Here is a 10659-nt window from a genome sequence, read left to right as displayed (position 1 = left end):
GCGGCTTTCTTAGTTGAAATGTTTCCAGTAAAAATTAGATATACGTCAATGTCGTTGCCTTATCACGTAGGAAATGGTATCTTTGGTGGATTACTTCCTGCAATTTCGACCTATTTTGTTACAACAGCAAAAGGCACTGGACCAACGCCATTAAATCCTGAGTTTTATCTCGAAGGTTTGTGGTATCCTATTGTCATTGCAGGCGTTTGTTTCGTTATCGGAATGATTTACATCAACAGAAAAAATAATACTCTTCACGACTAAAATATATAAATTATGAATTCAATTAAAAAAATATTAGGAATAGTTTGGATGCTTTTAGCCTTGGCAACAGGATATTATTGCATAAGTATATTTGGAGGAAAATTAACTTCGGGTAAACAAGACGATTTGGTGTTCGGAATCATTATATTTTTCGTACTAATGCCATTAATTGTTACAGGATTATTCACTTTTGGGTATTTTGCCATTAAAGATGAATATAAAGATTAAAAATAAATTTTATTAAAACTATTAGCTCTTATTTTCATAAGGGCTTTTAGTTTTTTTTAATTTAATAAGTTAATGAAATCAGAGAAATTATTTAAATTATTCCAATTTCTAAAATCTGTGTTATAAAAATAAAAGCAACACAGATTGAGGAAATCAAAGAAATCAAAGAAATCAAAGAAATCTGAAAAATATGAAAAATCAGAGAAATTATTTAAATTATTTAAATTATTCCAATTTCTAAAATCTGTGTAATAAAAATAAAAGCAACACAGATTGAGGAAATCAAAGAAATATAAAAAAATATGAAAAAAAGACACCAACAAAAATTAGTAATTTTATCGATACTCTTATTGATAGGATTGAATTTGCCAATACTTTTGTTGTTCGATTCGTCTAAAAATCTGTTTGGTTTTCCAGTTATTTATATTTATTTTTTCTCAATTTGGTTTTTTTCCATTTTAGTATCATTATTAATTGTAAAACGATATAATGAGTAGCATTTCACTTTTAATAATTCTTTCCATCTATTTGGCAGCACTTTTTTTTATTGCACATTGGGCAGAAAAAAAGGAGAACAACAAATGGACGAATAATCCTTATGTTTACTCGTTATCACTAGCGGTTTATTGCACAGCTTGGACGTATTATGGAAGTGTTGGCGTTGCTGCCGATAGCGGATTAAGTTATTTACCAATTTATTTAGGACCAATAATTATTGCACCTTCGTGGATATTAATTCTAAAGAAAATTATCCGAATTTCTAGTGTAAACAAAATTTCTAGTATAGCCGATTTTATTTCGCTTCGTTACGGAAACAGTCGTTTTCTAGGTGCAATTGTAACCCTAATCTGTCTTACCGGAATTTTACCTTACATTGCATTACAACTTAAAGCTATTGCCGAAACTTTTCATGTGGTGACAAAAACAAAAATGAGTAATTACATTTTTGACGACACAACAACATATGTTGCAATCGCTTTGGCATTATTTGCATCCTATTATGGAACAAGATATGTAGATGCATCCGAAAAAAGAAAAGGAATTGTAACAGCAGTTGCAATGGAAAGTGTTTTGAAACTGGTTTTCTTTGTAACAGTAGGTGTTTACATTACTTTTTTTGTTTTTGATGGTTTCGATGATATTTACCAAAAAGCATCATTATTAGAACATTTTCAAGAAAAAAATACCATTGGTGGATTGCCACAAGCCATCAATTGGTTTTTGCTTTGTGTTTTATCAATGTTTGCTATCTTTTTATTGCCAAGACAATTTCAAGTTTCTGTAATTGAGAACAATAGAGAAAGTCACATCAATACTGCCATTTGGTTATTTCCACTTTATTTATTGATTTTTAATCTTTTTGTGTATCCAATTGCTTGGGGTGGAAATATTTTATTTGAAGGAAAAGAAGTCAATTCTGATGTTTATTCTTTATTAATTCCGCAACTTTTTGACAATAAAACAATGACAGTTCTAGTTTTTCTTGGTGGATTTTCGGCTGCAATTTCAATGATAATTGTTTCTAGTATTGGACTTTCGACAATGATTACAAATAATATTTTAATTCCCTACAATTTACTAGGAAGATTAAAAAGCGAAGACCAAACAATCAGCAACAAAACAATTATTAACAGTAGAAAAATTGGAATTTTTTTGTTGATTATACTGTCGTATTTTATGTACCGTTTTTTCGGATTAGATTACAACTTGGTTTCTATCGGAATGATTGCTTTTGTAATAATTGCACAGTTGGCACCAGCATTTTTCGGAGCATTATTTTGGCGCAGAGGTTCAAGACTTGGTTCAATTTATAGCATTATTATCGGATTTTTTATTTGCATTTATACGTTATTAATTCCTTATATGATTGGTATTACTAACATAAACAGTACTTTTATTTTAAATGGATTTCTAGATATTCAATTGCTAAAACCATTTCAATTATTCGGATTAGATTATTTAGATCCTGTTCCGCACGCACTTTTTTGGAGTTTACTTTTTAATATCATGACTTATATTTCTGTTTCTGTTAGTTTTAAAGGAAATTATCGCGAACGGAATTATGCCGAAATGTTTGTTGACATCAATAAATACATTACAAATCACGAAAATGCATTTGTATGGAAAGGCACAGCATATCGATCTGATATTGAGAAAGTTTTAATTCGTTTTCTAGGCGAAGAACGAACCAAACGAGCCATGAATATTTTCAATTTAAAATACAGTATCGATAAAAACGAAGCATTAGCAGATGCCCGATTAATCAAATTTTCTGAAAACTTATTGACAGGACATATTGGAACGGCTTCTGCCAGAATATTGATTTCCAGTGTTGCAAAAGAAGAAAAAATCTCGTTACCCGAAGTTTTAAAAATACTTGAAGAATCCAAAGAAAATATAATTACCAATAAAAAACTGACTGAAACATCTAATGAATTAAAAGTAATTTCAGCCAAACTGCAAAACGCAAACGAATCATTATTAGAAAAAGACAAGCAAAAAGACGAATTTTTAGATACTGTAACACACGAATTGCGAACGCCAATTACTGCCATTCGTGCCGCTAGCGAAATTTTGCACGACGATGATGACATTCCAGAAGATTTAAAAAAGCAATTTCTGCAAAGTATAATTTCAGAATCGGATAGATTAAACCGATTGATTGATAAAATTCTAGATTTAGAAAAATTTGAAACAGGAAAACAAAAAATAAATGTTGCCGTTTATAACATTATTGAAACGATTGAAAAAGTAATTGAACCATTACAACATTTGATAAATAATAAAAATATAACAATTTATGTTGAAGGTAAATCTTCATTAACAGCAGTTTATGATGAAGATAGAATTTTTCAGGTCATTACCAATTTAGTTTCAAATTCTATTAAATTCTGTCCAGAAAACAACGGATTAATCACAATTACAGCATCAGAAAAAGTTAATATTATAGAAATTCAAGTTTCTGATAACGGAAAAGGAATTAACAAAAATGATTTGGATGTAGTGTTTGACAAATTCTATCAATCGACTAATCAGAATTTCAAAAAACCAATTGGAAGCGGTTTAGGATTAGCTATTTGTAAACAAATTATTGAACATCACAAAGGAAAAATTTGGGCTTCAAATGCAAAAAATGGTGGTGCTTGCATTACTTTTACATTACCAAAAAAATAACTTTTAAAAATATGAAAAAAATTTTAATTGTAGACGACGAACCTAATATTGTAATGACGTTAGAATATACTTTCAAGAAAAATAATTTCGAAGTTTTCATAGCACGAGATGGATTGGAAGCATTAGAAATTTTAAAAACGCAGTTGCCTGATGTAATAATTTTAGACGTGATGATGCCATCAGTTGATGGATTTGAAACTTTAGAACAAATCAAAAAAACTGAAAAACTAAACCATTGCAAAGTAATTTTTCTATCGGCTAAAAACAAAGAAAGCGATATAGAAAAAGGTTTATCGCTTGGTGCAGATGTTTATTTAACAAAACCATTTTCAATTAAAAAAGTAGTCGAACAAGTAAACCAACTTGTTGCAAATTAAAACAAAAAGAACTAATGAAATATTCTAATTTCTATCAAAAAAGTATTGATTTTCCAGAAGAATTTTGGAAAGAACAGTCTATTGAAATTGAATGGTTCAAAAAACCAAAAATTATTCTTTCTAAAGATCAAAATGATTATCCATTATGGTTTGAAGATGGCGAGTTGAACATTTGTTACCTTGCAATTGACATACATATTGAAGACGGTTTTGGAGAAAATAGTGCAATAATATATGATTCACCAGTTACGCAAACCGTAAAAAAATATACTTACAACGAAGTAAAAAGAGAAGTTGCAAAACTTGCTGGAGGTTTAACTTCTTTGGGATTCAAAAAAGGAGATACAGCGGTAATATATATGCCAATGATTCCGCAAGCTGCATTTGCTATGTTGGCTTGTGCTAGAATTGGTGTGACACATTCTGTAGTTTTCGGAGGTTTTGCACCACATGAATTAGCTATTAGAATAGATGATTGTAAACCAAGAGGTATTATTACTGCTTCATCAGGAATAGAAGTAGATAGATTAATAGCTTATAAACCATTGATTGATGAAGCTATAGAATTATCATCACATAAACCAAAAAAAGTTATTGTTTTCAATAGAAAATTAGGAGCAAGAATTCCATTCAAAAAATACGATGTCGATTATGATGCTCTGGTTTATGGTTCTGAAGAAGCTGCGTGTGTTCCTGTAAATGCAACACATCCGCTTTACATTTTATACACATCTGGAACAACAGGAAAACCTAAAGGAATTGTCAGAGATACAGGAGGTTATGCTACGGCACTTAAATTTTCGATGAACTATATTTATGGTGTTAAACCAGATGAAGTTTTTTGGGCAGCATCAGATGTTGGTTGGGTTGTTGGTCATAGTTTTATAGTTTATGGCCCATTAATAAATAGAAATACAACCATTATATTTGAAGGAAAACCAATAAAAACGCCAGATTCTAGCACGTTTTGGAGAATAATTTCTGAACACAAAGTCAGTGCAATGTTTACTGCTCCAACAGCAATTAGAGCCATAAAAAAAGAAGATCCAAATGGAGATTTCATTAAAAAATATGATTTAAGTTCGTTAAAAACTCAGTTTTTAGCAGGAGAACGATGCGATGTTGCAACATTCGACTGGTATCGAGAACACATTCCGATTCCAGTAATCGATCATTGGTGGCAAACAGAATCGGGTTGGCCAATGATTTCTAATATGATGGGCGTAGAATATTTGCCAATAAAACCTGGTTCGACTGGAAAAGCAGTTTCTGGCTACGATATTAAAATTTTTAATGAAAACGGACAAGAACTTGGAACAAATCAAGAAGGTTTTGTAGTTATAAAATTGCCATTGCCACCAGGAACATTATTGAATTTATGGAATGACAACCACCGATTTAAAATGGGTTATTTGAATAAATTTCCAGGGTATTATTTTTCTGGCGATGGCGGATATAAAGACGAAGACGACTATATTTTCATAACTGGAAGAGTTGATGATGTTATAAATGTTGCCGGACACAGACTTTCAACTGCCGAAATGGAAGAAATTGTAGCATCGCATCAAGCAGTTGTAGAATGCGCCGTTATTGGAATTAATGATGAATTAAAAGGTCAAATTCCTTTGGCATTAGTTGTTATAAAATTAACAAACGAAATAGAAAGTTTTCAATTGGAACACGAAATTGTTAAATTGGTTCGTGAACAAATTGGTGCAGTATCATCATTAAGAAATGTCATTATTGTTGATAGATTGCCCAAAACTCGTTCGGGCAAAATTTTAAGAAAATTATTAAGAAGTATTGTCGATGGTGATGATTTTCAAATTCCTTCAACTTTAGATGATGAAACCATTATTGACGAAGTTAAATTGGCTTTTGCAGATTATAAAATAGGTTCTTTTAAATAAACCTAGCTATATCAATTTAGCAAGATATTTATTTTTCAAATTAATAGAATACTTACATTTACATATTAGAACAATTAGATAAAAAAGATTTAGAATGAGTTATTATAAAATAGAAAATTTAGAAAATTATTTCAAAATGTATAAGAAATCAGTTCGTGAGCCGAGAAAATTTTGGGATAAAATAGCCGATGAAAACTTTACATGGTACCAAAAATGGGATAAAGTTGTTGAGTTTGATATGCAAGAAGCTAAATTTGAATGGTTTAAAAATGCAAAAGTTAATATCACAAAAAATTGTATTGACCGTCATTTAGCGCGTCGTGGTGACAAAACGGCTATCATTTTTGAACCCAATAATCCAAACGAAAAAGCACTTCATATTACTTATAACGAATTGTATGAAAGAGTAGCCAAAATGGCAAATGTACTTCGTGAGCAAGGCATAAAAAAAGGAGATAGAGTTTGTATTTATCTTCCAATGATTCCAGAATTGGCAGTTTCTGTTTTGGCTTGTGCGAGAATTGGAGCTGTACATTCGGTAGTTTTTGCTGGATTCTCGGCTTCTGCAGTTGCAACTCGAATTAATGATTCTGAATGTAAAATGGTCATTACTTCAGACGGTGGTTTTCGCGGAAATAAAACAATCGATTTAAAAGGAATTATCGACGAAGCATTAGAAAAATGCCCTTGCGTAGAAAAAGTTTTGGTAGCCAAAAGAACCAATACTAAGGTAAAAATGAAAGATGGAAGAGACATTTGGTTGCAACCACTTTTAGATGAAGCAATTTCAAATAACGTTGCCGAAATTATGGATGCAGAAGATCCATTGTTTATACTATATACTTCGGGTTCAACTGGAAAACCTAAAGGAATGTTGCACACAACTGCTGGTTATATGGTGCAAACTGCTTATACTTTTAAAAATGTTTTTAACTACATTGAAAACGATATTCATTGGTGTACTGCAGATATTGGTTGGATTACTGGACATTCATATATTCTTTACGGACCATTATTGAATGGTGCAACAACAGTTATTTTTGAAGGCGTTCCATCTTATCCAGATTTTTCTCGTTTTTGGGAAATTATAGAAAAACATAAAGTAAACCAGTTTTACACTGCTCCAACTGCAATTCGTGCTTTAGCAAAAGAAAGCATCGATTATGTTCAAAAATTTCCAATGAAATCATTAAAAGTCATTGGATCTGTTGGTGAACCAATAAATGAAGAAGCTTGGCATTGGTACAACGATCATGTTGGAGGAAAACGCTGTCCGTTAGTTGATACTTGGTGGCAAACAGAAACTGGTTGCATAATGATTTCACCACTTCCGTTTGTAACACCAACAAAACCTTCCTATGCAACTTTGCCGTTACCCGGAATTCAACCTGTTTTAATGGATGAATTGAGAAATGAAATAGAAGGAAATCAAGTAGTTGGAAGTTTGTGCATTAAATTTCCTTGGCCAGCAATGGCAAGAACTATTTGGAATGATCACGACCGATTTAAAGAAACTTATTTCACAGCTTTTCCAGGAAAATATTTTACTGGCGATGGTGCTTTGCGCGATGAAGTTGGTTATTACAAAATTACAGGTCGAGTAGATGATGTAATTATTGTTTCTGGACATAATCTTGGAACTGCGCCAATCGAAAATTCTATAAACGAACATCCAGCAGTTGCAGAAAGTGCTATTGTAGGATTTCCGCATGATATTAAAGGAAACGCATTGTATGGATTTGTAATTCTTAAAGAAACTGGTGAAAGCAGAAATCATGATAATTTATCAAAAGAAATAAATCAATTAATTTCTGACCAAATTGGACCAATTGCTAAACTAGATAAAATTCAATTTGTATCTGGATTGCCTAAAACACGTTCTGGAAAAATTATGAGACGTATTTTAAGGAAAATTGCAGAAGGTGATTTTAGTAATTTTGGTGATACTTCAACTTTGTTAAATCCTGAAATTGTGGAGGAGATTAAGAACAATAAAGTATAAACTTATTAAGGTTGAATTTCTATTAAATGATTTTCAACCTTTTTTTTATCTTTTATAATAAAAAGATAAATTAAAACAAAAGATGTGAAATGAAATAACCTATCCATTGTGTTTAACAAAACATTATCAATGAAATAAGTTACTACAGCTGCAAACACATCATTAAATATTAATGCAAAAGCTCCAAAAAAGTAATAATACGATTTTCTATCTATAAACCTTCCCAAATATAAAACTGCTGTAACTCCCAGTATAACCGCCGCAATTGCATTAAAAATTAGAATAATATTAAGATAAGCATCACCAATTGTAGAAATTAAAACATATAAAATTGCTGCTAAAAAAATACAATTTAGTGATAATATAAATAATGTAAATCCTTTGGGAAAAGTGTAAAGATTATTGTTTTTAATTGTTTTATATCCTAAATATATTAATGATAAGTAGCAAAAAAATGAAGTTATCATTGTAATTCTATACAATATTAATGAATCATTCCAAAATAAAAGTAATACTTCATTAATATAAAAGAAAATTACGAACAAAGAATAATTTACTGTAAGTTTCTTAAAGTTATTTGCCATAGCATAAACCATAAAACTTGGTATTATTAATGGTTTAAAATAAATTACATTAACTGGATTATAAAAAATTCCTGCGCAGAAATAAATTATTAGCGTGATAATAGGAATAAATAATAGTAATTTCTTTACTTTCATATTAAACATTGTTCTTACAAATTTAATCTTTTAATTTTTTTATCCAAAAATTATATAATAATTAATCATAATTATACAAGATTTACTTTAAACTAAATTATTAAATTTACAAATTATGAAAGATAACTATATAATTATCATTGGTGGCGGATTGGCTGGCTTAATTGCTGCAATTCATCTTAGAAAAAATAATTATGAAGTTTTGGTTATTGAAAAAAATGAATATCCAAAACATAAAGTTTGTGGCGAATATATTTCTAACGAAGTTTTACCTTATATAAAATCATTAAAACTTGATATAGAATCATTATCTCCAAAAAAAATAGACAAATTATCTTTTTCATTAGTTTCTGGAAAAACCATAAATACAACTTTACCTTTGGGCGGATTTGGTGTAAGTCGTTATCAATTAGACAATTATTTGTATAATGAAGCTAAAAAATTGGGATGTAAAGTTGTTCAAGAAACCGTTTCTGATATTACTTTTTTAGATGATAAATTCACGGTTTCAACCAATGAAAGTTATAATTATTCTAAAATAGTACTTGGTGCTTTTGGCAAAAGATCAAATTTAGATATAAAATTTAAACGTAATTTTATTCAAAAACAATCACATTGGCTTGGTGTAAAATCTCATTATAGTTTAGATTTTCCAAATGATTTAGTTGGTTTGCATCATTTTGAAGGTGGATATTGTGGTGTTTCTAAAGTAGAAAATAATTTAGTAAATATTTGTTATTTAGCTAATTATGAAACTTTCAAAAAATATAAAAGTATTGAAGAATATCAAGATAAAATAGTTTGCAAAAATCCAAATTTGAAGAAAATTTTTGAAAATGCAACTTTAGAATTTGAAAAACCATTAACGATAAGTCAGATATCTTTTGATAAAAAAAAATGTGTTGAAAATCATATTTTAATGATTGGTGATACTGCAGGATTAATTCATCCTTTGTGCGGTAACGGAATGGCAATGGCAATTCACAGTGCTAAATTGGCCAGTGAAAGTGCAATTGATTATTTTGAAAATAAGATTGATAGAAATCAAATGGAACAAAATTTTATTAAAAATTGGAATTATAATTTCAAGAAAAGAATAACAACAGGAATGCGATTAGGAAAATTATTGCAACACGAAAAATTATCACAAATCATTATGAATATACTAGTGATTTTTCCTTTTTTATTACCATTTATTATCAATAAAACACATGGAAAACCTATATAAATGGAAATAGATACAACATATAGAACGAATAATCCAGAACTAATGGATGATTTTACATTAGAAGGAATTGAATTGCAAGATGCATTAGATAAAATTGCTAAAATCAATCAGCTTTTAGGTGGAAACAAATTAACTTTAAATGGTTTGAAAATTCTAATTAAAGATTTAGATAAAAGTAAAGAATATGTTATTGTAGATATTGGCTGTGGAAACGGAGATATGCTAAGATACATTGCCGATTTTGGAGAAGAAAATGATTTTAATTTTAAATTTATTGGAATTGATGCCAATGCTTTTACAATAAATCACGCAAAAAAACTATCCAATCACTATCCAAATATTAGTTATTATTGTGAAGATGTTTTTTATAAAAAATTTACAGAATTAAAATATGATATTGTACTGTGTACCTTAACGATACATCATTTTAGAGATGAAGAAATTTTAAAATTAGTGAAGAAAATTTATAACACAGTTACCACCGGAATTGTTATTAATGATTTACATAGATGCAAAGTTGCTTACCGATTATTTCAAGTAGTTTGTTCGGTATTTAATTTGAATAAAATGTCACGTGAAGATGGATTAATTTCTATTTTGAGAGGATTTAAAAAGCAAGAATTAATTGGATTTTCAGAAAAATTAGGATTTAAAAACTATATTTTGCAATGGAAATGGGCTTTTAGATATCAATGGATAATTAAGAAAAATATATAAAATTAAAAGTACGAGATTGCTTCGTACCTCGCAATTACCA

The 10659-nt window shown here is 29.5% G+C and carries 8 protein-coding genes and 1 pseudogene; 8 read left to right on the top strand and 1 reads right to left on the bottom strand.

Annotation, left to right across the window (positions count from 1 at the left end):
- From ACH2BO_RS06015 to acs, 6 genes and pseudogenes are all read left to right on the top strand, one after another.
- Positions 1–264 (top strand): annotated as a pseudogene (locus ACH2BO_RS06015) (MFS transporter); the annotation flags it as partial.
- Between the two features lie 12 nt (positions 265–276).
- A complete protein-coding gene (locus tag ACH2BO_RS06010; RefSeq protein WP_395043849.1) occupies positions 277–492 on the top strand; it encodes a DUF6814 family protein in 216 nt (71 codons plus the stop codon).
- 489 nt (positions 493–981) lie between these two features.
- Entirely contained in the window at positions 982–3666 is a 2685-nt protein-coding gene (locus ACH2BO_RS06005) for an ATP-binding protein (protein ID WP_395043848.1), read from the top strand.
- 11 nt (positions 3667–3677) lie between these two features.
- Entirely contained in the window at positions 3678–4043 is a 366-nt protein-coding gene (locus ACH2BO_RS06000; protein WP_395043847.1) for a response regulator transcription factor, read from the top strand.
- Between the two features lie 14 nt (positions 4044–4057).
- A complete protein-coding gene (locus ACH2BO_RS05995) occupies positions 4058–5953 on the top strand; it encodes an acetate--CoA ligase (protein WP_395043846.1) in 1896 nt (631 codons plus the stop codon).
- Positions 5954–6047: 94 nt separating this feature from the next.
- Complete coding sequence (acs, locus tag ACH2BO_RS05990) at positions 6048–7955, top strand: acetate--CoA ligase (protein WP_395043845.1); 1908 nt, start codon at positions 6048–6050, stop codon at positions 7953–7955.
- Positions 7956–7960: 5 nt separating this feature from the next.
- Here the strand turns inward: acs and ACH2BO_RS05985 are convergent, their stop codons facing one another.
- Entirely contained in the window at positions 7961–8674 is a 714-nt protein-coding gene (locus ACH2BO_RS05985) for a hypothetical protein (protein WP_395043844.1), read from the bottom strand.
- A 115-nt stretch (positions 8675–8789) separates the two neighbouring features.
- On the opposite strand from ACH2BO_RS05985, the gene ACH2BO_RS05980 reads away from it, so the two are divergent.
- Together ACH2BO_RS05980 and ACH2BO_RS05975 are read left to right on the top strand one after the other, a co-directional pair.
- Positions 8790–9902: an NAD(P)/FAD-dependent oxidoreductase gene (locus ACH2BO_RS05980; protein WP_395043843.1), complete on the top strand. Its 1113-nt coding sequence runs from the start codon at positions 8790–8792 to the stop codon at positions 9900–9902.
- The gene (locus tag ACH2BO_RS05975; protein WP_395043842.1) at positions 9903–10619 is read left to right on the top strand and encodes a class I SAM-dependent methyltransferase; all 717 of its coding nucleotides are present in this window, start codon (positions 9903–9905) and stop codon (positions 10617–10619) included.
- Positions 10620–10659 lie beyond the last annotated feature (40 nt).

The organism is Flavobacterium sp. (assembly GCF_043773265.1).
Taxonomy (GTDB): Bacteria; Bacteroidota; Bacteroidia; order Flavobacteriales; family Flavobacteriaceae; genus Flavobacterium.
The sequence above is the reverse complement of the archived record's forward strand: the minus strand, read 5'-3'. Positions and strand labels throughout refer to the sequence as shown.

Coding starts and splice junctions, on each gene's coding strand:
- ACH2BO_RS06010 (WP_395043849.1), top strand. CDS start 277: ATGAATTCAATTAAAAAAATATTAGGAATAGTTTGGATGCTTTTAGCC.
- ACH2BO_RS06005 (WP_395043848.1), top strand. CDS start 982: ATGAGTAGCATTTCACTTTTAATAATTCTTTCCATCTATTTGGCAGCA.
- ACH2BO_RS06000 (WP_395043847.1), top strand. CDS start 3,678: ATGAAAAAAATTTTAATTGTAGACGACGAACCTAATATTGTAATGACG.
- ACH2BO_RS05995 (WP_395043846.1), top strand. CDS start 4,058: ATGAAATATTCTAATTTCTATCAAAAAAGTATTGATTTTCCAGAAGAA.
- acs (WP_395043845.1), top strand. CDS start 6,048: ATGAGTTATTATAAAATAGAAAATTTAGAAAATTATTTCAAAATGTAT.
- ACH2BO_RS05985 (WP_395043844.1), bottom strand. CDS start 8,674: ATGAAAGTAAAGAAATTACTATTATTTATTCCTATTATCACGCTAATA.
- ACH2BO_RS05980 (WP_395043843.1), top strand. CDS start 8,790: ATGAAAGATAACTATATAATTATCATTGGTGGCGGATTGGCTGGCTTA.
- ACH2BO_RS05975 (WP_395043842.1), top strand. CDS start 9,903: ATGGAAATAGATACAACATATAGAACGAATAATCCAGAACTAATGGAT.